We start from the raw sequence: 25,386 nt of genomic DNA on the forward strand, positions 1-25,386 counted from the left end.
GTCTGTTGTTGGCAACAACAACTGTCCTGTGTAGGGGTGTCGCCAAGCTGGTTAAGGCACCGGATTTTGATTCCGGCATTCGCAGGTTCGAATCCTTCCACCCCTGCCAAATTACTCGCCGTGGGCCGTAGCCCCGGTGTTGCGGGCCCGCCCGGAGCGGGCCCGTGTGACTCCTGACAGACCCGCGTGATGTGTATCAGCGGGTCTGTGTGTTTTTGGAAACAGGCAAGCGGCGCTCACTGCCAAGCCCCGTTGCAGCGTGTTGTCCCCGTGCGTATTTTGCCTCGATCAGAAATTTCAGCCACGTTCAAGTCCTTGTAGCAGCTGGGCCCCACATGCAAACGCACCATCCCGACTTCATGGTTTTCACCGGCAATGCCAATCCGAGCATGGCCTCCGACATCGCCCAGCACCTGGGCATTTCACTGGGTGCAGCCCATGTCGGCCGCTTTTCGGATGGCGAAGTCACCGTCGAGATCCAGCAAAACGTTCGGGCCCGTGATGTGTTTGTGGTGCAGTCGACCTGCGCACCGACCAACGACAACCTGATGGAACTGCTCATCATGGTCGATGCGCTGAAACGGGCTTCGGCCGAACGCATCGCCGCGGTGATTCCGTATTTCGGCTATGCCCGGCAAGACCGCCGCCCGCGTTCGGCGCGGGTGCCGATCACGGCCAAAGTGGTGGCCAACATGCTGCAGGCCGTGGGCGTGTCGCGTGTTTTGACGATGGATCTGCATGCCGACCAGATCCAGGGTTTTTTTGATATACCGGTCGACAACATTTATGCGTCGCCGGTGCTGCTGGGTGATTTGCGGCAGAAGAATTACACCGACCTGATGGTCGTGTCGCCCGATGTGGGCGGCGTGGTGCGCGCCCGGGCGCTGGCCAAGCAGCTGGGCTGCGACATGGCCATCATCGACAAGCGCCGCCCCAAGGCGAACGTGTCCGAAGTGATGCACGTAATCGGCGACATCGAAGGCCGCAACTGCGTGATCATGGACGACATGATCGATACGGCCGGAACGCTGGTCAAGGCAGCTGAAGTGCTGAAAGAGCGCGGCGCCAAGAAAGTTTATGCGTATTGCACGCACCCGATTTTTTCGGGCCCGGCCATTGACCGCATCGCCCAGGGCGACGCACTCGATGAAGTGGTGATCACCAACACCATTCCGCTGAGCGCCCATGCAGCAAGCTGCAAGAAGATTCGCCAGCTCTCCGTGGCGCCGCTGATCGCTGAAACCATTCAGCGCATCGCCAAGGGAGAGTCGGTCATGAGTTTGTTTTCGGACCAGGACAACCTGTTCTGATCTGAAACAAAAAGGTAGCTGCCCTCGCCTCACGATGTTCATCGTCAGGAAAAAGCAGCTTTTTAAACCAGAACGAGACTGGTCGCGGTCCGTTCTTTATTGGAGTTGATTATGAAATTCGTCGCTTTTGAGCGCGCAAAGCAGGGCACGGGTGCGAGCCGCCGTCTCCGCATCACCGGCCGTACGCCCGGTATTGTTTACGGTGGCACCGGTGAACCCACGCTGATCGAAATCGATCACAACGCGTTGTTCCACGCCATCAAAAAAGAAGCGTTCCATGCTTCCATCCTCCAGATGGAACTGGCAGGCAAAGAACACAAGGTTCTGCTGCGCGACTTGCAAATGCACCCGTACAAACAGCAGATCCTGCACATCGACTTCCAGCGCGTGGAAGCCAAGACCAAGATGACCGTGAAAGTGCCTGTGCACTACAGCGGTGAAGAAGAGTCTCCGGCCGTCAAGACCGAAAACTGCCTGGTCAACCACGTGATCACCGAGCTGACCGTGTCCTGCTTCCCTGCAGACATCCCCGAATTCATCGCCGTCGACCTGAAGGGCCTGAAGAAGGGCTCGCCGCTGCACATCAAGGACATCACCCTGCCAAAGGGCGTGAAGTTCGTGGCCAAGGGCCAGGACAACCCGGTTCTGGTGTCGGTGTCTGCCGTTTCCGAAGAAGCCGAGGCCGATGCCGCAGCAGCCGCTGCAGCAGCCGCACCGGTGGATCCGAAAGCCGCTAAAGCTGCGGCCGCCAAGGAAGCCAAAGCCGGCGCCAAGGCCGACGCTGCCAAGCCTGCCGCCAAGAAGTAATTAACCCACTTCACGCTCAGGCCTGAAAAGGCTCGCGGCCCTTGTCCTCCCGCAGGACAAGGGCCGTTTTTCTTGACCAGCCTTATCCCTTCAACCCCAGGGATGCGAAGCACGACAGACACGCCCCTAGAATTGGGCGGATGGAAATCTCCAAATGATCAAATTGTTTGTCGGGTTAGGCAACCCTGGCCCTGAATACGAAGCCACCCGCCACAACGCCGGTTTCTGGTTTATCGACGCCCTCTCGCAGGAGCTGAAAGCCCCGCTGAGCCTGGACAAGAGTTACCACGGCCAGGTGGCCCGCATCACGGTGAACGGCCAGAACGTCTGGCTGCTCAAACCACTCACCTTCATGAATGTGTCCGGCAAGTCGGTGGCGGCGCTGGCGCGGTTCTTCAAGGTCGCACCCGAGGAAGTGCTGGTGGCGCACGACGAGATGGACATCGTGCCCGGCCAGGTCAAGCTCAAGTTCAGCGGCAGCCATGCCGGCCACAATGGCCTGCGCGACATCCATGCGCAGCTGGGCACGGCCGACTACTGGCGCCTGCGCATCGGCGTGGGCCACCCGGGTGTGAAGGCCGAGGTGGTCAACTGGGTGCTGAAAAAACCTTCGCAAGAGCACCGCGTGGCGATTGAAGACTGCATTGCCCGCTGCATCAAGGCCGTGCCGGAACTGCTCAAGGGCGAGATGGAAAAAGCCACGATGATGATCCACACCAGCACGCCACCGCGGCCGAAACCGCCGCGCAAGGTGGATATCGAAGATTAAGATTCCGCGATTTCGGGCGCGCCATACGGAAGGAGAGCGCTACTATTTTTATAGCTGCTCGCGCCTGTTCCCATTGGGCCTGATGCCAATTTGGCTCTGAATTTCGGCTTCCAGGACCCTTCCAGACCCGAAAACCCACATCCCCCGATGGGATCAGGTCACCGGGCTGTGACCACCGGAATGATGGTCTGCAGCCGCTGGTATTTTTCCCACAGGGTTTCCCGCGTTTCAATGTGCTGCGGGTTGATGGGAATGCAAGCCACAGGGCAAACCTGCACGCACTGCGGCTCATCGAAATGGCCCACGCATTCGGTGCATTTGTGCGGGTCGATCTCGTAGATCTCCTTGCCCAGGTAAATCGCCTGGTTGGGGCATTCGGGTTCGCAGACGTCGCAGTTGATGCACTCGTCGGTGATCATCAGGGCCATGTCAGTTCCCCTTACCCGCTTTGACCGCTTGGTGCGCCACCGCCAGGGCAGCCGCCACCGCCGGGCTCACCATCTGGCCGACATCGCCGCCCAGCTTGCTGATCTCGCGCACCAGCGTGCTGCTGATGCATTGCAGCGGTGCGTCGGGCAACAGAAACACGGTTTCCACCTCGGGGCGCAGTTTGCGGTTCATGGCCGCCATCTGCGCTTCGTAGTCAAAGTCGGTGATGTTGCGGATTCCGCGCACCACGGCTGAGGCCTTTTGCGCTGCGCAAAAATCCATGATCAGGCCGTCAAACGGCAGCACCTTGACGCCGGCGATGCCCTGGGTTGCGGCCTGCACCTGCGCCACGCGCTCGTCCAGCGTGAACAGGGTTTTCTTGTGATGGGCCGTCGCCACTGCGATGACGACCTGGTCAAAGAGCCCTGCCGCGCGGCGCACGACGTCGTCATGGCCCAGCGTGAACGGGTCAAACGTGCCGGAATAAACAGCAGTGCGGGAGGTGGCCATAGGAGGAATTATGCCCGCCCCACCCTTTTACCCGCCAATTGCCGCCCTGTAACCACGAGGCAGGCAAGGCTGGGCCGGCGATTCAGCCCGCTGGCGTACCCAGAGCGGCCAGCAGGTGGAAATGCACGGCGCCGGCCTTACCGCTGCGGTGTACCTGCAAACCCAGCGGCAGCAGTTCCTCATCCGTCCAGGGTTTGGGCGCCTCCAGATAAACCACGCCGGTCGGGCCGATGGCCTGCGCTGCGGCTTTGAGCGTGGATTCGTACAGGGTGGACTCAAAAGGCGGGTCGAGCAGCACCAGTTGCAGGCTGCCCGGCGCAACGCGTTTCAAGGCGCTCAGTCCGTCGCCACGCTCGATACGGCACATGTCGGCCTTGAGCCTGGCCTGCACCGTCTTGAGCTGTTGCGCCAGCGCCGGATCCTGCTCGCACAGCAGCACGTCGGCCGCGCCGCGCGACGCGGCCTCAAAGCCCAGCGCGCCGGTGCCGGCAAACACGTCGATACAGCGCCAGCCCGTCAGGTCCTGGCCCAGCCAGTTGAAAAGGGTTTCACGCACGCGATCGGGCGTGGGACGCAGGCCCGGCTTGCTGGGCACCGGCAATTTGGTGCGTTTGTACAAGCCGCCGATGATGCGGATCTCACCCGGCGGCACGGTTTTGCGGCCCACGACCTTGCCGCTTTTGGCGCGCGGGTTCTTGGGGGKGGCGGGAGCTGGGGTGGGAGCGGGCGTGTACTTCATGGTGCAGCGCCAAGGATAACAGTGACCATTTTTTCAGGCTGCAGCTTGCGTGCAAAAGCCGCCTTGACATCGGCCACCGTGACCTTGTCGACCTGCTGCGTCCAGGTATCGAGGTAGTTCAGGGGCAGGTCGTTCCAGGCAATGCTCGATACGTTGTCAAGGAGCTTGCGGTTGCTGTCGATGCGCAAGGCAAAGCCGCCGACCAGGTTGTCCTTCGCGGCCTTGAGCTCTGTCTCCAGCGGGCCGTTGGCGACAAAGTCGGCCACCACTTTGCGCACCAGGTCCACGGCCTGCGCCGCCTGGTCAGGCCGGGTCTGCATGCTGATGGTGAAGGCGCCCGCATGCAAGGCGGGGGAGAAATAACTCGACACGCCATACGTCAGGCCGCGCTTTTCACGCACTTCACTGGCCAGGCGCGAGACAAAACCGCCGCCGCCCAGGATGTAATTGCCCACCGTCAGGGCAAAGTAGTCCGGGTCCGAGCGTTTGTAACCCGGTTGGCCGATCAGTACCTGCGCCTGCGCCGAGGCAAAAGGGATGCGTTTTTCCACCGGTGCGGCCAGCGGCGCGACCTCGGCCACGGCCGGCAATGGCGGCAGGCTGGCGCATGCCGTTTGCGGCAGGCGCGAGAGCAATTTTGCAGCGATGGCATCAGCCTGCGCGCGCGTCACGGCGCCCACCATGCTGATGCGCGCGCGGCAAGCCGTCACGCCGGTGGCGTGCGCTGCGCGCATGTCATTCACGCTGATGCGCGCCAGGCTTTCTTCCGTGACTTCATAACCATAGGGATGCGTGCCGTACACCGCCGGTGTGTAAGCGCGGCCGGCAACACTGGCCGGGCGGGTATAGGACTCGCGGATCGAGGCCTGCAAGCGTGCGCGTTCGCGTTGCCACACAGCTTCGGGAAAAGCCGGCTCGGCGATCTCGCGTGCGGCCAGCGCCGCGGCTTTGTCCAGCAGCGCCGGGTCGGTCAGGGTGCGCAGCGAAAAGCTCAGGCGGTCAGACGTGGTGCCGGCGCCAAACTGCGCACCCAGATCAGCCCAAGCTTCGCTGAGTGCGTTTTCGTCGAGCGCCGGTTCGGGAACACACAGTCCTCCACAAATAACTTCAGGCCCCAAGCCATTGCTGGCACGCACCCCTTTTTCCAGCAGGCCCGCCATCATGCTGGCCAGGCCGGCTTTGTCGGCAGGGTCACGCCGGTTGCCGGCGTCCAGGTCGATCTGCACGTCCAGCATGGCAATCGCCGGGCTTTCGACCAGGTACACCTTGGCGCCGTTCGGCTGCGTCCAGTGCTGGATCGGCAGGGCGGCCAGGGCCAGCGAGTGAAAAAACAAGCCAAAAAGGCCCGCAGCGCTCACGAACCGTGCGCTAGCAGCTATTGTTTTTATAGCAATCATGATGTTGGGCAACAATTTTCGGATGCGTGGGTGCAGCTCAACGCTGCAGGTCACCGGCGGGCGCGTTGCCCAGTCGCGGCTTGCGGTTCGGGTCCAGCGGCTGCGGCAACAGCGTTGCCATCGTCATCTGGTCGTCACCAAAATATTTCGCGGCCACGGCCTGCACCTCGGCGCCGGTGATGCTGCGCAGGGCGGCAATGATGCGTTCGCTGGCATCCAGCGGCAAGCCTTGCACCCAGTGGGAGCCTAGCTCGCGCGCCTGGTTGAACACCGAGTCGAGCTTGTAGGTCTCGCTGGCCACCCACTGCGTCTTGACGCGGTTGAGCTCGGCCTCGCTCACGCCCTCGCGCGCCACCTTGGCCACCTGCTCGCGCAGCGCGTCGGCCACCTGCTGGGCCGTTTTGCCGGCTGCGGGCACGCCGTCGAGCGAAAAAACCTGCGGCCCGCGGCCCATCAGGCCATTGGACGCACCGGCGCTGTCGGCCACACGGGACTGCTGCACCAGCGCGCGGTCAAGCCTGGCGCCGGTGTAGCCGTCCAGCACGGCGGCCAGCACCGTCAGCGCCAGCGCGTCGCGGCTGGCGCCCGCGGCCGGCGCGGCCAGGTCTGCCGGTTCCAGCTTGGGCACCTTGAAAACCATGCTGACATAGGCCTGGCTGGCCGGCGCCTTGAAGTCCATGCGGCGCACGCCGGCCTGCACGGGCTCAACGCGCGGCTTGCGCACCGGGACGGCGCGCACCGGAATCCCGCCGTAGTATTTCTCAGCCAGCTTCTTGACCTGCGCCACCTCCACATCACCGGCAATGACCACGGCGGCATTGGCAGGCACATACCAGCGGCGGTAAAAATCGCGCGCGTCGTCGGGCGTCATGGCCTCGATATCGCTCATCCAGCCAACCACCGGGCGCCGGTAAGGCGAGGCGATGAACGTCATGGCGGTCATCTGCTCATACAGCATGGCGCGTGGCGAATCTTCGGTGCGCAGGCGCCGCTCTTCCTTGACAACCTCGATCTCGCGCCTGAACTCGTCGTCTGCCCACTGGTTGCCCGTGAAACGGTCGGCCTCCAGGCGCATGACGTCTTCCAGCTTGCTGGCCGGAATCTGCTGGTGATAGGCCGTGTTGTCCCGGCTGGTGAAAGCGTTGTCGCGTCCGCCCAGGGCGGCTATGCGTTTTGAAAACTCACCCGGTTTGACCTTCGCCGTTCCCTTGAACATCATGTGTTCCAGCACATGGGCCACGCCCGACGTGCCGTCGACCTCGTCCATGGAGCCCACGCGCACCCACAGCATGTGGGCCACGGTGGGCGCGCGGTGGTCGGGCTTGACGATGACCGTGAGGCCGTTGGCCAGCGTGAACTGCTCCACCGCCGGTGCGGGCGCGGTCGCGGGCGCCTGCGCAAGGGCCGCACCGGCCAGGCACAGTGCCAGCAAGGCTGCCGGGACATGGAAAAGGCGAAAAACGGGGCGGGGAAGGGGTACTGGACAGGTCAAAAGGGATTGCCTAGGGTGTTTCATAGAATAGCTGTGTGGCGCTGTACGTTGCCCCGCAACGGTGCAACAGCCTTGGGGTCTGTGAATACTATTTTTGCAGATGCGTTGCGAGTCAAAAAGGCCATGAGCAAGGCGCAAAACGCAGGCGGGGTGAACCCCGTCAAGGCTTTGCAACGCCGCGCAGGGCCTTTTTGATCGCAACCCGGAGGGAATGGAGTGAGAAAACCGCCACTCGGCGTTGCGCTCCTAGCCCAGACGAAAGTCTGGGCGTCGTCACGCGCCTTGATTGGCGGCTTTCTCACCCCATTCGCATTTGCAAAAATAGTATTCACAGACCCCTAGACTCCAAAGCATACCCAATGTTCAGTTTTTTCAAGAAAAAATCCCCCCCTCCTGCCGCACCGGCGTCTTCTGCGCCCGATGCAGCCGTCCCGGCCGGACCGGCCCCTGAACCGGCGACACCCGTACCCTCGCCGGCCCCTGCAGGCGGCGGCCTGATCGGCAGTGCGCTGGTCACCCCCATCACCATTCCGGTTCCCGGTGCCGTGGCCCCGGAGCGGGAACGCTGGCTCGGCAAGCTGCAGGCCGGGCTGCGCAAGACCGGCTCCAGCATCTCGACCGTGTTCACCGGTAGCCGCATCGACGATGCGCTCTACGAAGACCTGGAGACCGCGTTATTGATGGCCGATGCCGGCAGCAAGGCCACAGAACACCTGCTGGCCGATGTCAAACGCCGCGTCAAGGAAGGCGGCATGACGCACCCGGTGGCCGTCAAGAACGCGCTGGTGGACTCGATCGCGCAGTTGCTCAAGCCGCTGGAACAACCACTGGTGATCGGTCAGTACCAGCCCACCGTGATCATGGTGACCGGCGTCAATGGTGCGGGCAAAACCACGTCCATCGGCAAGCTCACGCGGCATCTGGCCACTGAGGGCGCCTCGGTGCTGCTGGCAGCGGCCGACACCTTTCGCGCCGCGGCACGTGAGCAGCTCAGTGTCTGGGCCGACCGCAACACGGTCGAGATCGTCAGCCAGGAAGGCGGCGACCCGGCCGCCGTGAGCTTTGACGCCGTGAGCGCAGGCAAAGCGCGCGGCAAGGACGTGGTGCTGGTCGACACGGCCGGCCGCCTGCCGACGCAGTTGCACCTGATGGAAGAGCTGCGCAAGATCAAGCGCGTAGTGCAGAAGGCGGATGCCACCGCGCCACATGAAGTCTTGTTGGTCATTGACGGCAACACCGGGCAAAACGCACTGGCCCAGGTCAAGGCTTTCGACGACACGCTGCAGTTGACCGGCCTCATCGTGACCAAGCTGGACGGCACGGCCAAGGGCGGCGTTCTCGCGGCCATTGCGCTGTGGGCCCGTGAACGTGCCATTGCCTCACCCACACTGCGCCCGGTGTCGGTGTACTTCATCGGTGTGGGTGAGCAGCTGGAAGACCTGGAAACCTTCAACGCACGTGAATTTGCGCAGGCTTTGCTGGGTTAAACCAGCGAAGTTGCCGCCTGCGGTTACGGTATCCCGAGTTTCAGCAGCAGTACCGAGATCACCACAAAGGCCACGATAAAGAAAGTCTCGGCCAGCAACAGCGCCACGGGCTTCCAGCCCAGCTTGAGCAAGTCTTCAAAACTGGTCTTCACACCCGCAGCGGCAATGGCCGTCACCAGCATCCAGCGCGATGTATCGCTGGCCAGCTGAACCACGGGTGCTGCGATCAGCCCTGCACTGGCCAGCATGACCAGCACGACAAAAGCAATCAGGAAGCCCGGTACCAGCGGCACCTCTGTTTCCGGCACCTTGACGGCCGGATGGTTGCGGTACAGCACCGCAATGAACAGCACGATGGGCATCAGCATCATGACGCGAAACAGCTTGACTACGGTGGCCGTGTCGCCCGCCTGCGGGCCGAGCATCATGCCGGCCGCCACCACCTGCGCGACGTCGTGGATCGAGCCTCCCAGCACAATACCGGCCTGCCCCGGCAAGAGCCCGATGGCCTGCAGGCTGAAAGGGTAGACCACCATCGCCAGCGTCGACAGCACCGTGACACCGACAACAGCCAGCAAGGTGAAGCGTTCGTTTTCTTTCGTCTGGGGCAGCACGGAAGACACGGCCAGTGCCGCCGACGCACCGCAGATGGCCACCGCGCTGCCCGACAGCAGGCCTTCATCACGCGAACACTTCAGCCAGCGCGCCAGCAGCACGCCCAGCAAAATCGTCAACACCACCGCCAGCACGATGACCACGGCGGTTCCCGCGCCCAGCTGGGCCACTTGTGCAAACGTGATGCGGGCGCCCAGCAGCGCGACCCCCACGCGCAGCACCACGCGGCCGCAAAAACCGATGCCCTTGGCCGCCTTGGGGTGGCTGTTGAGAAAGTGGAACGCCAGGCCGATCAGCAAGGCATAGAGCAGTTGGGGACCGCCATAGTGCTCGGAAATAAACGTCGCGGCCAGTGCAATCACCATGCACACCAGCACGCCGGGAAAGTGGGAAGCCAGCGCCATGCGCCATTTGAAAATCATGGGGTATCAGACAGAAATATTTGGGGATTGAGGTGAAGAATTTTGACCGCCGAAGTGATGCCTGAGAACTTCCTCCAGCAACGCCGCACCGGAGGGGCTTCCCGCCACCAGCATCCGGCTTTGCAGCAGGGGCAAGCCGTCCAGGGATCGCATCGTGGCGCCAGCCTCGCGCAGCAGCACCAACCCGGCCGCAGCGTCCCAAGCGCCCATGCCGCGTTCCCAGAAGGCATCGGCCCGGCCGGCCGCCACATAAGCCAGTTCCAGCGCCATGGAGCCGCTTCGCCGAACCTGCCCAACCGTTCTCAGCACATCACCAAATTCACGCAGGTAGTCATCCATGAAAAGCGCGCCCGGTTTCGGAAACACCGTCGAAACCAGGCATTGCCCCGCAGGGCGTGTGGCAGCGCAGGCCATGCGCTCCCCATTCAGATATGCACCCAGGCCCGATGCCGCGGTAAAAATTTCGTGGCGGGACGGATCCACGATCACGCCCAGCACCGGCTGCCGGTCCACACACAGTGCAATCGATACCGCGTACTGGGGGTAGCCGCGGGCAAAGTTCGCCGTGCCATCAATCGGGTCGACCAGCCAGGTGGGCTGCTCCGTCAATTCGCCGCCGCTTTCCTCGCCGACAAAACCACTCTGCGGCAAGGCTTGCAGCAGCGCGCTGCGCAAGCCCTCTTCCACTTCGCGGTCAAAACGCGTGACCCAGTCACCGGGTGCCTTCTGGTGGACATCCACCGGCTGCAGTTCAGCCCGGGCTTTCCGGATGCGGGCGGCAGCCTCCATGCCCGCGAGCCGGGTTTTCTCCAGCACCACAACAAGGTCCATGTTCATGCTTTCTTGGACAGCACACTGACATAGTCATGCGCCTGGGTATTGATGGTGGAGACCCGGTATTCCACGGGCTTGTCGCCGAATGTCAGGGCCAGCCGGTGCACCTCCATCACCGGAGAGCCCACCGCCAGCCCCAGCAGGCGCGCCTGGGTCCGGTCGGCCGCCGCGGCGCGTGCACGTTCCTGTGCCCGCAGCACGGTGATGCCGAAGTCCGTCTGGTAGAGGGCATAGATCGTGCCGGGCCTTTCGACAAAACGTTTTTCGGTGAGGTTGCGGAACAGCGCCGCCGCGATAGTCAGCCGGTCATGCATGACCACCCTGCCCTGCAGGGCGAGGCGGTTTTCCGCCCTGAACACGGGCTCGCCCGGCTTGATGCGCAACGCGGCGGCTTCCTGCTCCGTAGCCCGCTCGCGCCCAAATGCGATGCAGTCAATTTCAGGGTAGTCGCGGTCCCGCGCTGCGTCGTCGTCACCGAAGTTCCAGCGCGGCTCCACGTGAAAAAACTGGAACATGAAGCGGGCATTGTTGTGCGGCGCCACAAAAGTTCCCTTGCCCTGCCGCCGCACCAGCACATGCTCGTGTACCAGCTCGTCAACGGCATGGCGCAGGGTGCCAATGCTCACCTGCAGGCTCGCGGCAATATTCGCCTCGCTGGGCAAGGGTTTACCCGGGCCGTAATGCCCGGCCTCGATGAGTTTTTGCAGCTCGCGCTTGACCTGGCGGTAGAGCGGCATGGCCTCTTCGCTCATCAACGGACGCAATGGAGCCGATGTGTTTTTGACATTCACGGCCGCCATTGAAACACCGATGGGCGAGTCGTACAAGTCATATATATGAGTGAATTGACAAGCTGCTGCCGCCCCATAAAACTGGCAACTCGATTCAACTCAGGCCATTCGGAGACCCCATGATTCATTTTGTATTGCATGACGCCAAAGACACCGTGGCCGTTGTGGTGGTGGAAGGTGTGAAGGCAGGAACCGCCATGACCGGCTGGATCATGGACGAAGACCGCATGATCAATGTGCAGGCCCAGCAGGACATTCCCATCGGCCACAAGGTGGCCCTCAAGGACATGGCTGTCGGCGACACCGTGCTGAAGTACGGCATTGACATGGGCAAGGTTGTTGCCAACATCAAGGCCGGCCAGCACGCCCATGTGCACAACATCAAAACCAAACGCTGGTAGTTGATGGCTTGCCTGGCTACTGCGCGGGCGGGATGCAGCGTTGCAAATCCTCGCCGGGCAGGAGCCCGTCTGCGGTTTGCGCCTTGCCTGCCGCCCGCTCGCTACGCCATCCAAACCATCAACTCAAAAAACTTTAAAAGGATCCCCCATGTCAGTCATCGATAAAAACACCACATTTCTGGGCTACCGCCGCGAAAACGGCCGCGTCGGCGTGCGCAACCACGTCATCATCCTGCCGCTGGACGACCTCTCCAATGCAGCCGCCGAGGCGGTGGCCCACAACATCAAGGGCTGCATGGCGATTCCGCACCCCTATGGGCGGCTGCAATTCGGCGCCGACCTGGAGCTGCACTTTCGCACCCTGATCGGTGCCGGCTGCAACCCCAATGTCGCCGCCGTCGTGGTGATCGGCATTGAAGACAGCTGGACCAAAAAAGTGGTGGACGGCATCGCCAAGACCGGCAAACCGGTGGTGGGCTTCGGCATTGAAGGCCACGGCGACCATGAAACCATCATGAAGGCCTCCAAAGCCGCGCGTGAATACGTGCAATGGGCCAGCGAAAAGCAGCGCGAGGTTTGCGGGATCTCCGAACTCTGGGTCTCCACCAAGTGCGGCGAATCGGACACCACGTCCGGCTGCGGCGCCAACCCCACCGTCGGCAACGCCTTCGACAAGCTGCACCCGCTCGGCAACTACCTGTGCTTTGGTGAAACCTCCGAGATCACCGGTGGTGAAAAGATCGTCGCCGACCGTTGTGCCACCGATGCCGTGCGCGACCAGTTCATGTTCATGTTCAACCGTTACCAGGACATGATCAACCGCCACAAGACCAGCGACCTGTCGGACTCGCAGCCCACCAAGGGCAATATCGCGGGCGGCCTCACGACCATCGAGGAAAAAGCGCTGGGCAATATCCAGAAGATCGGCAAGGTCTGCACGGTGGACGGCGTCATCGACAAGGCCGAGATGCCCACGCACCCGGGCCTCTGGTTCATGGACTCGTCCAGTGCCGCGGCCGAAATGGTGACCCTGTGCGCCGCCTCCGGTTACGCCGTGCACTTCTTCCCCACCGGCCAGGGCAACGTGATCGGCAATGCGATTGTTCCCGTGATCAAGATCTGCTCGAACCCGCGCACCGTGCGCCTGATGAGCGAACACATCGACGTGGACACCTCCGGGCTGCTGCAGCGCGATATCACGCTCGACCAGGCCGGCGACAAGCTGCTGGAGAACATGCTGCGCACCGCCAACGGCCGCCTGACGGCAGCCGAAGCGCTGGGCCACCGTGAGTTCGTCTTGACGCGCCTGTTCGAATCCGCTTGAGATAGGCAAGCATGGCGCGCATTGTCATCTGTGAATTCATGGACGAGCGCGCAGTGGCGCTGCTTGAAGCGGCACACGACGTGCTCTATGACCCGCAGCTGGTGGGCGATGCCGCCCGCCTGCGGGCCGAGGCGGGCCAAGCCGATGTGTTGATCGTGCGCAACCTGACGCAGGTGCGCGGGGAACTGCTCGCCGCAATGGCCCGCTGCAAGGTGGTGGGCCGGCTGGGCGTGGGGCTGGACAACATTGACGTGCCGGCCTGCGAAGCCCGGGGCATCAAGGTCATTCCCGCCTCGGGCGCCAATGCACTCAGCGTGGCGGAATACGTCGTTGCCAGCACCCTGCTGCTGCTGCGCGGTGCGTTTGCATCCACCGAAGCCGTGGCAGCCGGCCAGTGGCCGCGCGCTGCGTTGAGCAACGGCCGTGAAGCTGCCGGACAAACGTTGGGCATCATCGGTTTTGGCTCCATAGGCCAGACCACCGCCCGCCTGGCACGTGGCCTGGGCATGCACGTGATTGCCTATGACCCCGCGCTTGCACCCGATGCCCCGGTTTTCGCGCAGACCGGTGTGCAGTACGCCGGCCTTGACGACCTCATCAGCAGCGCAGATGCCGTCACATTGCATGTGCCCCTGGTGGATGCGACGCGCGGGCTGTTCAGCGCGGCACGCATTGGCCAGATGAAAAAAGGCGCAGTCCTGATCAATACCTCGCGGGGCCACATCGTGGACATCGCGGCAGTCAGTGCGGCACTGCGGTCGGGGCAACTGGGTGGTGCGGCCATCGATGTATTCGACGTCGAGCCCCTGCCCGTGAGTGCGGCGTTGCAAGGCTGCCCCAACCTGTTGCTTACACCACACATTTCAGGTCTCAGCATGCAGTCAAATGAACGTGTATCGTTCATGATTGCCGACAAGGTGCTGGAGAGCCTGAAGTAAATGGTCCAACTGTCTATTGAAGAAGCAACACGTCTTGCCACGCAGGCGCTGCGCAAGGCGGGCGCGGCAGAAGCCATGGCGGCCACCACCGCGAGAGCACTGGTTCGCGCCGAAGCGCAAGGACTCGCTTCGCATGGCCTGAGCCGCGTGCCCCAATATGCCACCCATCTTCGCAATGGCCGGGCCGATGGCCATGCCGTCGCCGTCGTGGCGCACAAAAAAGGTGCGGCGGTGCTGGTGGATGCAAAACAGGGCCTGGCTTTTCCCGCCTGCGACCTGGCGATCTCCACAGCGATTGCAACTGCCCGGGAGCTGGGCGTGTGTTTTGTCGGCGTGATTAACAGTCACCATTGCGGGGTATTGGTGGACCATCTGCGCGCCGCAACCGATGCGGGCCTGGTAGGCCTTGGTTTTGCCAACGCACCGGCGGCCATGCCAGCGGCAGGCGGCAAGCACCCGATCTTTGGAACCAACCCGATTGCTGCCGCGTTTCCCCGCAGAAACGCCGATCCACTGTTGATTGACCTGTCTCTGAGCGAAGTTGCGCGCGGCAAGGTGATGGTTGCGGCCAAGGAAGGCAAATCCATTCCGCTGGGCTGGGCGCTGGACACGCAAGGCCGGCCCACAACGGACGCACAGGCGGCGCTGGAAGGTTCCATGCTGCCGCTGGGCGCCGTGAGCAGCCCCAAAGGTTCCATGCTGGCATTGATGGTTGAGCTGCTGGTGACAGCCGTGATTGGCGCGCAGTTTGCTTTTGAGGCATCATCATTCTTTGTCGATGAAGGAAATCAGCCGCGAATCGGCCAGGCTTTCATCCTGATTGACCCGGGCGCGCTTGCAGGCACAGACACATACTTTGAACGCATGGAAACCGTGATCGCCGAGATGCTGTTGGACGAAGGTGTACGTCTGGCAGGTGCGCGGCGCATCGCACTCGAAACGAAAGCACTACAGACGGGAGTCAGCATTCCCGACGCACTCAAATCGCAGTTGGATCAGTTAGTGGGTTAACAGTTATTCAATCAAGAGGAGTAGGCATGAAACGTCGTGACATCGTATTGGCATCAACAGGTGCAGCCCTGACGGGCATTCCGGGTCTGGGGCTGGCCCAGCAGACTTTTCCCAAACCAGGCAGCACCATCAAGTATGTGGTCCCGTTCACGCCCGGCGGCCTGACCGACATGATGGCCCGCACGGTTGCCCAAAAGCTGTCCGAGGCGTGGAAGACTCCCGTGATTGTCGAAAACAAGGCTGGCGGAAACGCGCAGATCGGCGCCGAGCAGGTCGCCAAATCAACGCCTGACGGCAATACGCTGCTGGCCATCACGTTGACACATGCCGCGAACGTATCCCTGTATCCGAATGCGGCTTACAGCTTCACCAAAGACCTGCGCCCGGTCGCCCTGATGGCCAATTCGCCGATGCTGGTCGTGGTTCCTGCCGCCAGTCCCATCAAGGACTTCAAGGACCTGATGGCCGTGTCCAAAACCAAGCAGCTGAGCGCGGGCTCGAGCGGCAACGGCACCCCAGCACACCTGACCATGGCTTTGTTCTGCGAGTTGAACAAAACGAAGATGATCCATGTGCCCTACCGCGGCGGCGCGCCCTCGATGGTCGACCTGATCGGTGGCCAGCTGGACGTGATTTTTTCCAACTATCCGGAATCGATCGCTCACGTCAAAGGTGGAAAACTGCGCGCGATCGCGATCTGCAGCCTGGGCCGGCACCCGGGGGTGCCTGATGTCCCGACTGCTTTCGAGGCCGGTATGACTGGCCTCTTTGTCGAGAACTGGACAGGGGCCATGCTCCCGGCCAAGACGCCGGATGACATTGTCGACAGATACTCGCGCGAGATCATCAAGATCATGTACAGCGCTGACGTGGAAGAGCGCGCCAAGCAGCAAGGCTTTCGTGTCTCACAAAAGGGTTCAGAAGAGTTCGGTCGCTTCCTGAAAAGCGAAATAGACCGCTGGAGCCGGATTATCAAGACTGCGAAAATCACGCCGACCTGATCGGCAAGCACACCAGTAAGCACAAAGTCCGCAGGCCGCTCGCGGCCTGCGTTACGTTTTGTAAAACACCGCTTCGGTTCTGATGGCCTGACGGAAAATCTGCCCAGAGGCGATCCCCGCCAATGGAGACATACATGAACGACATAGCGGATATTCCCGATACCGTTACCGTTACCGTTACCGGGCTGCGCAAGGTTGACCAGCTGCTGGCGCACTACGGTGAAAGCCACCAGAACCCGCGCAACGAATTGATTCATTTCATCGCCATCCCGCTCATCATGCTGAGCCTGGTGGGCATGCTGTTTGCGCTTCACCCCTATATCGCGTATGTGTTCGTCGCGGCCAGCATGGTCTACTACGCGCGCCTGTCGGCGATGTTCTTTATGACCATGGCGGTCTGGTCGGTGCTGTTTCTGGGCCTGGTGTTCGCCATGGGGCCGCTGGTATTGCCGATCTGTGCCGGCATTTTTGTGGGCGCCTGGATCCTGCAATTCATCGGCCACAAGATCGAGGGCAAAAAGCCTTCTTTCTTTGAAGACATCCAGTACCTCTGGGTCGGGCCGCTGTTTGTGCTGAGCAAGCTGTTTGGCAAGCTGGGTATACGCTGGTGATCCATCCAGCTTGAAAACACCCGGGCGGCCTCCACCTTGGAGGTTTAAACCTTTTCACAGGTACCTCGCTTGATCAGCAAAATTCTGCGTTTTTTCCTCAAGCTCCTCTTTGGCATCTTCGCAGCGGTGTTTGCCGTCAGCCTGCTGGTCGCAGCCCTGATCGTCGTGGCGCTGAGCCTCCTGAAGGCGCTCCTCACCGGCCGCAAGCCGGCGCCTGCGATGGTGTTTGGCCGCTTTCAGCGCTATTCGCCCCAGGGCATGTGGCCGGGCGGGGCCGCCCAAGGCAACCCGGCCAGCTCCCGTACCGGCGACGTGGTGGACGTGGAAGTCCGCGAAGTGCGTGACGACAAGCGCCTGCCGTAAATCCATACCTGCAAGCGCCGGCTCAGGTGGCTGGGAGCGAAAAGCATGAAATTGCTATTAAATTCGTAGCTGCTCGCGCCCGTCCTACCTGGATGAAAGGCCAATTTCATTCCATAAGATTGGCAATGAAGCCGATGCGCCGCCCATCTGGATTTGGCGTCAAATATGGCTTCAACCCAACAAGAACTTGCGCAGGTAGCTATCAAATAGATAGCAAACCCGCCCTTGGAAGGGCAACAGCCCCCGTACAAATCGATACCGCGCATTTACAAGGCAGAAACCAATCCCCCTGAACCAATGGCCCACAATGCGGCTCATACCAAGGGTTTCCACTGATTAGCCTTGCGCTATCCGAGTCATTGAACCTATTGCTTAGCACTCTCTCCAACAGAGTGCTAATATTTAGCACCAGACGAAAGGAGTCTTGCTGTGTCTTATGCTCTTTCCCCCGCTTCCCTGACCGCTGTCGTGCCGAAATCGGGCGCGTCCACAGCCGTCAACCCCTGGTCGCTGGTGCCCCCGCTGGGCAACCTGGACGCTTATATTTCCGCCGTGAACCGTCTCCCCATGCTCACCCTGGAGCAGGAGCAGGAATTTGCCAAAAATCTCAAGGAAAACAACGATCTCGATTCTGCCGGTAAGTTAGTGCTCTCTCACTTGCGCCTGGTGGTCTCGATTTCGCGCAAATACCTGGGCTACGGCCTGCCCCACGGCGACCTGATCCAGGAAGGCAACATCGGCCTGATGAAGGCGGTCAAGCGCTTCGACCCGGACCAGAACGTGCGCCTGGTGAGCTACGCCATGCACTGGATCAAGGCCGAGATCCATGAGTACATCCTGAAAAACTGGCGCATGGTCAAGGTCGCGACGACCAAGGCCCAGCGCAAGCTGTTTTTCAACCTGCGCTCGATGAAGCAAGGCTTCAAGGACGACGCCGACGTGGCGACGCACCGCGACACGTTGACTGAAGGCCAGATTGATTCGATGGCCAAGACGTTGAACGTCAAGCGCGAGGAAGTCATCGAGATGGAGCAGCGCATGTCGGGCGGCGACGTGCTGCTGGACCCAAGCCCGAGTGACGACGGCGAAGACGCCTTTGGCCCGATCGCTTACCTGGCCGACGCCACGCAAGAGCCGACGGCACTGATGGAGTCGCGACAGCGCGACAACCTGGCTTCAGACGGCATCACCGCCGCGCTGGAAGACCTCGACCCGCGGTCGCGCCGCATCGTGGAAGAGCGCTGGCTCAAGGTGAACGACGACGGTTCAGGCGGCATGACGCTGCACGACCTGGCCGACGAGTACAAGGTAAGCGCCGAGCGGATCCGCCAGATTGAGGTGGCGGCCATGAAGAAGATGAAGAAGGTGCTGGCCGCCTACGCGTAAAACCCGCAGGCTTACGCTCATTCAAAAAGCCCGCGCGGCAATGTGCGGGCTTTTTTCTTTTCCGGCGACAGCTGTACGAAACGGACTCGCTCAGGACTTGAGCAACAGGCGGATGTCGGACGCCAGTGCCTCAGCGCCGCTGCCGTAGCGGTTGTACAGGCGAATGCGCCCCTGGCTGTCGAAAATATAGCTGCCGGCGGAATGGTCCATGGTGTAGCTGCCCGGCGTTTTGCCGTCAACTTTTTTGTAATACACCTTGAAGTCCTTGGCGACCTGGGGCAGCTGGTCCAGTGTGGGCCGCAGCGCCACAAAGGTCGGGTCAAAATTGCCCATGTAGGCCTTGAGCAGTTCGGGCGTATCGCGTTCCGGGTCGACCGTGATGAAGACGGCCTGCAGCTTGTCGCCATCGGTGCCTAGCAGTTTCTTGACCTGCGCCAGCTCCGCCATGGAGGTCGGGCAAACGTCGGGGCATTGCGTAAAACCGAAGAACACCACGACCACCTTGCCGGCAAAGTCTTTCAGTGTGCGCACCTGTCCATTGTGGTCGGCCAGCGTGAAGCCCTGCGCGTAGTCGGCGCCGGTGAGGTCAATGCTCTTGAACTGAGGTTTGTCCGGCGCGCATGCAGAAAAAATGCCTGCAGCGCCCACTGCAAGAGCGCAGGCAGCTATTTTTTTGATAGCAGATCGGCGAACGGGTGAGGCAGCCAGAGGCGTGCTGTGGGACTTCATGATGGGAGCCTAGAGATAGTGGTCAAGCAGCAGCGCTGCGAACAGCACCGAAAGGTGAATCAGTGAAAACCGGAAGGTCTTGCGTGCCAGCGCGTCGGAGTAGTTGCGCCACAGGCGAAAGCCATACCAGCTGAAGCCGATGCTGAGCGCGACAGCGGCAACGAGGTAGGGCCAGCCGCTCATCTTGAAGATAAACGGCATCAGGCAGGCGGGAAACAGTACCAGCGTGTAGAGAAACACCTGCAGCCGAGTGAACTCATTGCCATGGGTGACGGGCAGCATGGGCAGGCCGGATTTGCGGTAGTCTTCCACGCGGTAAAGCGCCAGCGCCCAGAAGTGCGGCGGTGTCCAGAGGAAGATGATCAAAAAGAGGATCAGCGCCTCAGGGCCGACCGAACCCGTCATGGCAGCCCAGCCCAGCACCGGCGGCATGGCGCCTGAAGCGCCGCCGATCACGATGTTCTGTGGCGTCATCGGCTTCAAGATCACGGTGTAGACCACCGCATAACCGATGAAGGTGGCAAAAGTCAGCCACATGGTGAGCGGGTTCACCCATACATAAAGAATCCACGAACCAAGGGCGCACAATGCGGCCGAAAAAGACAGCGTGAGCGGATTGCTGAGCTCGCCCTTGGCGGTGGGCCGCCAGGCGGTGCGCCGCATGCGCGAGTCGATTTGCTGCTCGACCAGGCAGTTGAAGGCGGCGGCAGCCCCAGCCACCAGCCAGATGCCGGCACAGGCGATCAGCGCGAGCCGGACATCCGGCCACGACGGAACACCGGGGACGGCCAGCACCATGCCGATCAAGGCGCAAAACACGATGAGTTGCACCACGCGCGGCTTGGTCAGCGCATAAAACTGCGCGAAACGGGAGGGCGCGCGGGGCAAGGCCGGAGCCGGTGCGGCGGAGGGAGTACTGGGGTTCATGGAAAGTCGCTAGGCATTCAATTTTGACGCATATGGCGCAGGGGGCCGCTGCGGCTGGAAAAGACCATGCCGCTGAGCACAATGACAAGGGCCGCGGCACCGCCGGTATGCATGACCGCGGCGAGCAAGGGCCAGCCCAGCACGGCGTTGCTGATGCCAGTGATGGCCTGCAGCAGTATGAGCCCGGCCAGCCAGCGCGCCGATGTGCGAAATGCGGGCACGCGGTGCAGGCAAAAGGCGAGGACCAGAAATACGGCAAACACGAGATAGGCCACCAGGCGGTGCACATAGTGAATGGCGGTGAGCGCCTCAAAGCCGATATTGGCGCCGTCATGGCCCGCACCGAGTTCGCGCCACAGCGTGAAGCCCTGGCGGAAGTCCATGGCCGGCCAGAGCGACCCTTGGCAACCCGGAAAGTTGGTGCAGGCCAGCACGGCGTAGTTGGTGCTGACCCAGCCGCCGAGAGCAATCTGCACCCAGAGCAAGGCGAAGGCCGCGATGACGGCGAGGCGCAGGCCGGCAGAAAGATCCGTGGCGCTGACGCCCTGCGCTTGCGCATAACGCACCGCCTGCGCGCGCAACAGGGCCAGCAGAACCAGGCCGCCCAACAGATGCAACGTGACGATGGCCGGAAACAACTTCATGGTCACGGTGAGCGCGCCGAAAGCGCCCTGCAGGCACACCCAGATCAGCGTGACAGCAGGCCACCAGAATGAGACCGGTGTGCGCTTGCGCTCCAGCCAGCTTGTCACCGCGAGCGTAAGAATAAGCACACCAACGCCGGTCGCCAGATAGCGGTGGATCATCTCGATCCACGCCTTGGAATGCGTCACGGGGCCGGTCGGCATGGCAGTCTGCGCGGCCTCAATGTGGATCTGCGCACCTACTGGGCTGACGCTTCCATAGCAACCAGGCCAGTCAGGGCAACCCAGGCCCGAATCAGTGAGCCGGGTAAACGCACCGAAGATCACAAGGTCAAACGTGAGGAACAAGGTCACCAACGTCAGCACCCGCAAACGCTGCGCTACCGGCGCATTCTTGTTGTGCATCCACACCCAGGCCAACGGCCCCATCGCCACCACCAGCCCCATGATCATCAGGCGCAGGGCAGGACTCAGGTCGTAAAGGTTTTGTGCTGCCATGACTAAAAAGAATCAACCATTGCCACGCGTGCTGAAGCTCCAGGCCAGCAGGGGCCGCGGAACCGGCTTTGCCGGTCCGCAGGCGCAGCGGCCCCCTCGGGGGGCAGGGAGCTACACGCAGTGAGCGACCGTGGGGGCTTCATCTACCTGCCCTCTTTGTCCCAGCTGCTGGAGGCGCGCAGCAGGCGCTCCAGGTCGCGCTTGGCCTTGGCGGCGGCGGCGACGTCCATGTCGGCCGGGAAACGCATCATCCAGTTGCCGATGGGGTCGACCAGATAGAGATGATCCTCCAGACGCTGGCCCGCAGCGGGCTCCAGCCACTTGGCGAGTTCAGCTGGCGCCACACGCAGCACCGCCGACGAAGCCAGCGCGGGGAGCAAGGCGTCACGCACCGGCGCTTCATCCACCACCAGCCAGACACGATCCAGGCGCTCTTTTTCCTTGCCGAGGGACTCGCGCAGCTGTCGCTGGAAATACAGGTTCTGCTCGCACCGCGCACCGCAGGCGCCGCCGGCCACACTGATGAGCAGCCACTGGTCCTTCAGTGCCGTCAGCGTGCCGGCGCGGCCGTCCAGCGAGCGCGTGGCCAGCGGCGGCAGCGGACGCTGCGGGTCAATCAGATCGCCGAAATTGCGGCGGCCTTCGGGCCGGATCAGGTAGTAGGTGACGTAAGACGCGATGACCGGTGCGGCGCACACCAGCAGCACGGCCAGCATTTTCCAGCGGCCTGCCACGGTGCTGGGTGCGCGCGTACTGGACTGATCCAGCACAGGCATGGCATGCACGGTCAGGCCCAGGGGCTGGTCTTGCAGTCCGGCTGCGGCAGCGTGGACGGGAGGAGTATCAGGGGTATGAGGGGTAGCAGGCGTATCGTTTGTCACGGCAATTGATCGCGGCGTTTACCGCGCATGTGGGTACGAAAAGGAAGGACCAGCTGAAACCAGCCATACAAAAGAACCACCAGGCCGCAAAGACCGAACCACTGGAAGGCATAGCCGTAGTGCTTGTCCACGCCCAGATTGGGCGCGGCCCACTCGCGCAGCAGGCCTTCGCTGGGCGCACCGGTCTGCAGCAATGAAACATCCAGCAGCGGCAGGCCGGTTTGCGCCCGGAAAGCAGGCAAGTCGAGATTTTGCCGTATGCGCCCACTCTCGGTACCCTGGAACTCATAGAGCCTGGAAGGCGGCGGGGCCATACGGCCCTCAACCGTCACGATGCCCGGCGGCGTTGAAACATCCGGCAGGCGTATGCGGTCGGCAAAGTTGCGCGGTACCCAGCCACGCTGCACCAGGATGGCCTGCGGACTGCCTTCCAGCACCAGTGGTGTTACCACCAAAAAACCCGTCTTGCCGCCCATGGGCCTGTTGTCGAGATACACCGTGTGCTCGGCGCGCCAGCTGCCCTTGAGGATGGCTGGCCGGTGAATGTCATCAGCAAGGCTCTGGCTCGTAAGCAGCGAATGCACATCCAGCGCTGGAAGCCGGCCTTTGGAATCGACGGCGGCCTGCAGCGCTTCTTTTTGTGCGGCGCGGCGCAGCTGCCATTGCCCCAGCGAAAAGGTCGTGCCGGCCACCGCCAGTGCGGCCACCGTGAGAATCCAGAAGCGCGGGGAGTGCAAAGCACGTGTCATGAGCCGATAATCCTGTTCATGACTTACCTGATCGCACTGGCGTTTATCGCCATTTTTGCCAGCCTGGCCTCCGCACTGTTTTTCATGCTCAGGGGCGGCAAGGGCAGTGAAGGCGCCGAAAGCAGCAAACGCAAAAACAGCAACATGGCGCGCGCACTGGCGTTCCGTATCGGGTTTTCTGTGTTGCTGTTTGTTTGCATTCTGATTGCGTGGAAGCTTGGTTATATCCAGCCCACCGGCATCCCTGCTGGTAAATAACCGCCACTCTGAGTGGCGAAATAAATAACAAAGGCCGCATCAAGCGGCCTTTGGTTGAGCGGCCCAGGCCGCGATTGGTTCCGCCTTACAGCCAGTAAACCAGGATGTAGAGGCCCAGCCACACCACATCCACAAAGTGCCAGTACCAGGCGGCGCCTTCAAAGCCGAAATGCTTTTCAGGGGTGAAATGGCCTTTTTGCAGGCGCAGCGTGATGAAGAACAGCATCAGCATACCGACGAACACGTGAAAACCGTGAAAGCCTGTGAGCAGGAAGAAAGTCGAGCCGTACACGCCGGACGACAGCTTCAGATTCATCTCATGATAGGCATGGAAATACTCGTAGCCTTGTACGAACAGGAAGACCAGGCCGAGCAGCACCGTCGCCCACATAAAGGCAATGGTTCGTGCGCGCTTGCCTTCGATCAAGGCATGGTGGGCGATGGTGATAGTGACGCCAGAGCTCAGCAGCAGCGCCGTGTTGACGGTGGGCAAGGAGCCCATGATGCTGGCCCAGATACCGCCACCAATCATCAGCGGCTTCATGGCCGTGAAGGGCTCAACGATGTCGGCAGGCGATGTCGTGGCACCAGCCACGATAGACGGCCAGGCCGCCCTGAAATCAGGCCAGAGCAGCGCATTTTCCAAACTACCCAGTGCGGGCAACGAGTGCGAGCGGGCCCACCACAACGCAGTGAAGAACGCGCCGAAGAACATCACTTCCGAGAAAATGAACCAGCTCATGCTCCAACGGAAGGACATGTCGATCTTGCGGCCGTACATGCCGCCTTCGCTTTCGGCGATGGACTGGCTGAACCAGCGGAACAACGTGACCAACCACCACACCATACCGAAGGCCAACGACCACATGCCCCAGTGCGCACCATTGATCCATTGGCCGGCGCCGAGGATGACAAAAAACAGGCCGATAGACGCCATCACCGGATGGCTCGATGGGCTGGGAACAAAGTAGTGGGGGGTTGACCCGTGGGTTGCTGATGACATCGCTCGACTCCTGTTTTTCTCTCGAATTTTCAATAATCTTTTAATTTGCGCCGTGAGGCATTTGTGCGAATGCCGCGCTAGTGCGCGACCATCCATTTCGCCAGCAGCACCAGGACCGCGACAAACACCACCACAGCAATCAACCCGACCACAATGATGTGGAGGGGATTCAAATTTTTCACGTCTTCTTCGTAGTCGCCACGCGCACGCAGTCCCACAAAAGACCAGGCCACGGCCTTGACCGTACGCCAGAAGGAGGGTTTTGCGGGGGTTGCGGCCATGCTCATGCGCCTGCCTGTCTTTCAGGGGGGGCGGCGGCAGTCGTCGCCTTGGGCGTGACGGGCGCGGCCGGCGTTTTTCCGCCCACTTCAAAGAAGGTGTAGGACAGCGTGATCGTGCTCACGTCCTTCGACAGTTTCGGGTCAATCACAAACACCACCGGCCACTGCTTTTTCTCACCGGGCGCCAGGGTGTACTGACTGAAGCAAAAGCATTCCAGCTTGTTGAAATGTGCCCCGGCCTGGGCCGGCGCATAGCTGGGAATCGCTTGCGCGGACATGGTCCGGTCTTGCACATTCTGGAACTCGTACATCACCGTGGTCAGCTCGCCGGGATGAACCTGCAATGTGTTTTGTGCCGGCTTGAAGTGCCAGGGGCCGCGCGAGTTCGCGTCAAATTCGACCGTGATGGTGCGGGTGCGGTCTACCTGCGTATTGGCCGGCAGGCTGGACGTCGCGCCGGGAATCTGCCGGTCAGATAGCGCCAGCACGTTGATGCCGGTCATCTCGCAGATCGCCTTGTAGATGGGCACCAACGCGTAACCGAAGGCAAACATGCCGAGCACGATCACGCCCAGCTTGCCCATCATGTTGAAGTTTTCGCGCTTGAGCCGCATCACATCAGTACTGGTTTGAGATTGAGGTCGACCTGGCGGCTCAACGGCTCAGGAAAATCATCTTGGCCATGAAGCCGGCAAAAAAGACCAGCGCGACCGAAGCCAGTATCAGGGCCAGCCTCAGGTTGCTCTTCTTTTGTTCAGGTGTCGTCATGGGGATTACCG

Annotated in this window: 30 protein-coding genes and 1 tRNA gene; 14 read left to right on the forward strand and 17 right to left on the reverse strand. The window is 61.7% G+C overall.

The genetic code is table 11. From position 1 onward, the window contains the following. Positions 1-32: 32 nt before the first annotated feature. The 4 genes from AC1D1J_RS07895 to pth all read left to right on the forward strand — a co-directional run bounded on the left by AC1D1J_RS07895 (position 33) and on the right by pth (position 2,886). Positions 33-109 (forward strand) — tRNA-Gln (locus tag AC1D1J_RS07895). A 226-nt stretch (positions 110-335) separates the two neighbouring features. Continuing rightward, entirely contained in the window at positions 336-1,310 is a 975-nt protein-coding gene (locus AC1D1J_RS07900; RefSeq protein ID WP_477687374.1) for a ribose-phosphate pyrophosphokinase, read from the forward strand. Between the two features lie 111 nt (positions 1,311-1,421). Beyond that, the gene (locus AC1D1J_RS07905) at positions 1,422-2,117 is read left to right on the forward strand and encodes a 50S ribosomal protein L25/general stress protein Ctc (protein WP_431098044.1); all 696 of its coding nucleotides are present in this window, start codon (positions 1,422-1,424) and stop codon (positions 2,115-2,117) included. 154 nt (positions 2,118-2,271) lie between these two features. Further along, positions 2,272-2,886, forward strand: a complete 615-nt coding sequence (pth, locus tag AC1D1J_RS07910; RefSeq protein WP_477690314.1) for an aminoacyl-tRNA hydrolase — start codon at positions 2,272-2,274, stop codon at positions 2,884-2,886. A gap of 158 nt (positions 2,887-3,044) precedes the next feature. Here pth and AC1D1J_RS07915 read toward each other — a convergent pair whose 3' ends face one another. The 5 genes from AC1D1J_RS07915 to AC1D1J_RS07935 form a co-directional block, all read right to left on the reverse strand. Next, complete coding sequence (locus tag AC1D1J_RS07915) at positions 3,045-3,314, reverse strand: YfhL family 4Fe-4S dicluster ferredoxin (RefSeq protein WP_477649594.1); 270 nt, start codon at positions 3,312-3,314, stop codon at positions 3,045-3,047. 1 nt (position 3,315) lies between these two features. After that, positions 3,316-3,825 carry a pantetheine-phosphate adenylyltransferase gene (gene coaD, locus AC1D1J_RS07920; protein ID WP_477687373.1) on the reverse strand — a complete coding sequence of 170 codons (510 nt, stop codon included), beginning with the start codon at positions 3,823-3,825 and terminating at the stop codon, positions 3,316-3,318. An 82-nt stretch (positions 3,826-3,907) separates the two neighbouring features. Then, positions 3,908-4,564 (reverse strand): 16S rRNA (guanine(966)-N(2))-methyltransferase RsmD, encoded by a 657-nt coding sequence (gene rsmD / locus AC1D1J_RS07925; protein ID WP_477694355.1) that lies wholly within the window; start codon positions 4,562-4,564, stop codon positions 3,908-3,910. Next, on the reverse strand, positions 4,561-5,961 hold the full coding sequence (locus tag AC1D1J_RS07930; protein WP_477694356.1) for a M16 family metallopeptidase: 1,401 nt from the start codon (positions 5,959-5,961) through the stop codon (positions 4,561-4,563). Before AC1D1J_RS07930 ends, rsmD begins: the two co-directional genes overlap by 4 nt. 37 nt (positions 5,962-5,998) lie before the next feature. Then, positions 5,999-7,477, reverse strand: a complete 1,479-nt coding sequence (locus tag AC1D1J_RS07935) for a M16 family metallopeptidase (RefSeq protein WP_477694357.1) — start codon at positions 7,475-7,477, stop codon at positions 5,999-6,001. Between the two features lie 335 nt (positions 7,478-7,812). Here AC1D1J_RS07935 and ftsY point away from each other — a divergent pair, with 335 nt between their 5' ends. Next, positions 7,813-8,940, forward strand: coding sequence for a signal recognition particle-docking protein FtsY (ftsY, locus tag AC1D1J_RS07940; RefSeq protein WP_477687370.1), 1,128 nt, complete (start codon positions 7,813-7,815; stop codon positions 8,938-8,940). Positions 8,941-8,963: 23 nt separating this feature from the next. Here ftsY and AC1D1J_RS07945 read toward each other — a convergent pair whose 3' ends face one another. Genes AC1D1J_RS07945 through AC1D1J_RS07955 form a run of 3 tightly spaced genes read right to left on the reverse strand, consistent with a single transcriptional unit; the run spans position 8,964 to position 11,638 of the window. Continuing rightward, positions 8,964-9,977 (reverse strand): YeiH family protein, encoded by a 1,014-nt coding sequence (locus AC1D1J_RS07945; protein WP_477694358.1) that lies wholly within the window; start codon positions 9,975-9,977, stop codon positions 8,964-8,966. 6 nt (positions 9,978-9,983) lie between these two features. Beyond that, positions 9,984-10,814 (reverse strand): inositol monophosphatase family protein, encoded by an 831-nt coding sequence (locus AC1D1J_RS07950; protein WP_477694359.1) that lies wholly within the window; start codon positions 10,812-10,814, stop codon positions 9,984-9,986. Continuing rightward, positions 10,811-11,638: a GntR family transcriptional regulator gene (locus AC1D1J_RS07955; protein WP_477687367.1), complete on the reverse strand. Its 828-nt coding sequence runs from the start codon at positions 11,636-11,638 to the stop codon at positions 10,811-10,813. Before AC1D1J_RS07955 ends, AC1D1J_RS07950 begins: the two co-directional genes overlap by 4 nt. Before the next feature lie 83 nt (positions 11,639-11,721). On the opposite strand from AC1D1J_RS07955, the gene AC1D1J_RS07960 reads away from it, so the two are divergent. From AC1D1J_RS07960 to rpoH, 8 genes are all read left to right on the forward strand, one after another. Beyond that, entirely contained in the window at positions 11,722-12,003 is a 282-nt protein-coding gene (locus AC1D1J_RS07960; protein ID WP_007862870.1) for a UxaA family hydrolase, read from the forward strand. 148 nt (positions 12,004-12,151) lie between these two features. Continuing rightward, positions 12,152-13,327, forward strand: coding sequence for a UxaA family hydrolase (locus tag AC1D1J_RS07965; RefSeq protein WP_477666665.1), 1,176 nt, complete (start codon positions 12,152-12,154; stop codon positions 13,325-13,327). 11 nt (positions 13,328-13,338) lie between these two features. Then, a complete protein-coding gene (locus AC1D1J_RS07970; protein WP_477694360.1) occupies positions 13,339-14,265 on the forward strand; it encodes a hydroxyacid dehydrogenase in 927 nt (308 codons plus the stop codon). Beyond that, on the forward strand, positions 14,266-15,276 hold the full coding sequence (locus AC1D1J_RS07975) for an Ldh family oxidoreductase (RefSeq protein ID WP_477687365.1): 1,011 nt from the start codon (positions 14,266-14,268) through the stop codon (positions 15,274-15,276). Between the two features lie 26 nt (positions 15,277-15,302). Further along, a complete protein-coding gene (locus AC1D1J_RS07980; protein WP_477694361.1) occupies positions 15,303-16,277 on the forward strand; it encodes a Bug family tripartite tricarboxylate transporter substrate binding protein in 975 nt (324 codons plus the stop codon). Positions 16,278-16,411: 134 nt separating this feature from the next. Then, positions 16,412-16,888, forward strand: coding sequence for an Mpo1 family 2-hydroxy fatty acid dioxygenase (locus AC1D1J_RS07985; RefSeq protein WP_477687363.1), 477 nt, complete (start codon positions 16,412-16,414; stop codon positions 16,886-16,888). Positions 16,889-16,957: 69 nt separating this feature from the next. Beyond that, positions 16,958-17,251, forward strand: coding sequence for a hypothetical protein (locus AC1D1J_RS07990; RefSeq protein ID WP_477694362.1), 294 nt, complete (start codon positions 16,958-16,960; stop codon positions 17,249-17,251). Between the two features lie 456 nt (positions 17,252-17,707). Further along, positions 17,708-18,637, forward strand: coding sequence for an RNA polymerase sigma factor RpoH (rpoH, locus tag AC1D1J_RS07995; RefSeq protein ID WP_477666772.1), 930 nt, complete (start codon positions 17,708-17,710; stop codon positions 18,635-18,637). Positions 18,638-18,727: 90 nt separating this feature from the next. On the opposite strand, the gene AC1D1J_RS08000 is transcribed toward rpoH, so the two are convergent. From AC1D1J_RS08000 to AC1D1J_RS08020, 5 genes are all read right to left on the reverse strand, one after another. Continuing rightward, positions 18,728-19,366: an SCO family protein gene (locus AC1D1J_RS08000; protein WP_477694363.1), complete on the reverse strand. Its 639-nt coding sequence runs from the start codon at positions 19,364-19,366 to the stop codon at positions 18,728-18,730. A 9-nt stretch (positions 19,367-19,375) separates the two neighbouring features. Beyond that, the gene (gene cyoE / locus AC1D1J_RS08005; RefSeq protein WP_477687360.1) at positions 19,376-20,293 is read right to left on the reverse strand and encodes a heme o synthase; all 918 of its coding nucleotides are present in this window, start codon (positions 20,291-20,293) and stop codon (positions 19,376-19,378) included. A gap of 17 nt (positions 20,294-20,310) precedes the next feature. Further along, the gene (locus tag AC1D1J_RS08010; RefSeq protein ID WP_477694364.1) at positions 20,311-21,435 is read right to left on the reverse strand and encodes a COX15/CtaA family protein; all 1,125 of its coding nucleotides are present in this window, start codon (positions 21,433-21,435) and stop codon (positions 20,311-20,313) included. A 143-nt stretch (positions 21,436-21,578) separates the two neighbouring features. Next, positions 21,579-22,211, reverse strand: a complete 633-nt coding sequence (locus AC1D1J_RS08015; RefSeq protein WP_477694493.1) for a hypothetical protein — start codon at positions 22,209-22,211, stop codon at positions 21,579-21,581. A gap of 101 nt (positions 22,212-22,312) precedes the next feature. After that, entirely contained in the window at positions 22,313-23,065 is a 753-nt protein-coding gene (locus AC1D1J_RS08020; protein ID WP_477687358.1) for an SURF1 family protein, read from the reverse strand. Positions 23,066-23,083: 18 nt separating this feature from the next. On the opposite strand from AC1D1J_RS08020, the gene AC1D1J_RS08025 reads away from it, so the two are divergent. Further along, positions 23,084-23,323: a twin transmembrane helix small protein gene (locus AC1D1J_RS08025; protein WP_457282216.1), complete on the forward strand. Its 240-nt coding sequence runs from the start codon at positions 23,084-23,086 to the stop codon at positions 23,321-23,323. A gap of 85 nt (positions 23,324-23,408) precedes the next feature. Here AC1D1J_RS08025 and AC1D1J_RS08030 read toward each other — a convergent pair whose 3' ends face one another. The 4 genes from AC1D1J_RS08030 to AC1D1J_RS08045 all read right to left on the reverse strand — a co-directional run bounded on the left by AC1D1J_RS08030 (position 23,409) and on the right by AC1D1J_RS08045 (position 25,375). Continuing rightward, positions 23,409-24,326 carry a cytochrome c oxidase subunit 3 gene (locus AC1D1J_RS08030; protein WP_477694365.1) on the reverse strand — a complete coding sequence of 306 codons (918 nt, stop codon included), beginning with the start codon at positions 24,324-24,326 and terminating at the stop codon, positions 23,409-23,411. Between the two features lie 77 nt (positions 24,327-24,403). Beyond that, the gene (locus tag AC1D1J_RS08035) at positions 24,404-24,613 is read right to left on the reverse strand and encodes a DUF2970 domain-containing protein (RefSeq protein WP_477687356.1); all 210 of its coding nucleotides are present in this window, start codon (positions 24,611-24,613) and stop codon (positions 24,404-24,406) included. Beyond that, positions 24,610-25,221: a cytochrome c oxidase assembly protein gene (locus AC1D1J_RS08040; RefSeq protein WP_477687355.1), complete on the reverse strand. Its 612-nt coding sequence runs from the start codon at positions 25,219-25,221 to the stop codon at positions 24,610-24,612. Before AC1D1J_RS08040 ends, AC1D1J_RS08035 begins: the two co-directional genes overlap by 4 nt. A 40-nt stretch (positions 25,222-25,261) precedes the next feature. After that, entirely contained in the window at positions 25,262-25,375 is a 114-nt protein-coding gene (locus AC1D1J_RS08045; protein WP_477687354.1) for a cytochrome oxidase small assembly protein, read from the reverse strand. Between the last annotated feature and the right edge of the window lie 11 nt (positions 25,376-25,386).

The sequence above is a fragment of the Polaromonas sp. P1_F8 genome (assembly GCF_056405635.1).